We start from the raw sequence: 689 nt of genomic DNA, 5'->3' as shown, positions 1-689 counted from the left end.
TCCCTCGCCGCCGCCCTTCGCCCGGCCGCGCCCTGGTCCTCGTCCGTCTGGCGTTCCAGCGCCCGCACCTGCTCTTGGGCCTCCTCCAGATGTTTCTCCAAGGTCGCCGTGCGGTGAAACGACGACGTCCCGGCCGACGCCCGAACCCGCAGCCCGTCCTGGGCCACCCGGTTCAGCGACACCACCCCCGCGTGCGTCAGCGTCGCCACCGTCTCCGTCAGCAACCGGCTCAGGAACTCCCCGTGACCGGCCCGAAAATCCGACAGCGTGTGATCGCCGATCTCCAAACCGCCGGCCAGCCAGCGATACGCCAGGTGGTTTTGGATCAGTTCCGCCAGCTCCCGGCAGGAGCCGACTCCCTCAATGGTGGCATACAGCCACAGCGCCAGCAACAGGCGGGGATCGAAGGCCGGGGCCCCCGCCCGGCCGGGCAGCGCCTTGATCCGTCCTGACAACTCCGACAGGTCGAGCCCCCCGACGAACTCCCAGACGGACCGGACTGAATGCTCGGGCGGAAGCATCTGGTCGAGCGACTCGATCCGCATCTCCGCTTGGTGACGGTTCGCATGTCGAAGACGACGGGCGGGTTGGGACATGGCCTCTCGCGAAATTAGCGGACGTTCACCTCAACTTAGCGCGGACCAACAACGGTTTCGCTCCCGGACGACGATTTTTTCACAAGCTCTCCG

1 protein-coding gene is annotated in these 689 nt (G+C 66.9%); it reads right to left on the bottom strand.

The annotated features are described in order from the left end of the window. A partial coding sequence (locus BGIM_RS0100790; protein ID WP_020467921.1) for a transposase occupies nt 1-596 on the bottom strand: 596 nt, incomplete at its 3' end. Nucleotides 597-689: the final 93 nt, after the last annotated feature.

The sequence above is a fragment of the Zavarzinella formosa DSM 19928 genome (assembly GCF_000255705.1).
In the GTDB taxonomy this organism is placed as follows: Bacteria; Planctomycetota; Planctomycetia; order Gemmatales; family Gemmataceae; genus Zavarzinella; species Zavarzinella formosa.
The sequence above is the reverse complement of the archived record's forward strand: the minus strand, read 5'-3'. Positions and strand labels throughout refer to the sequence as shown.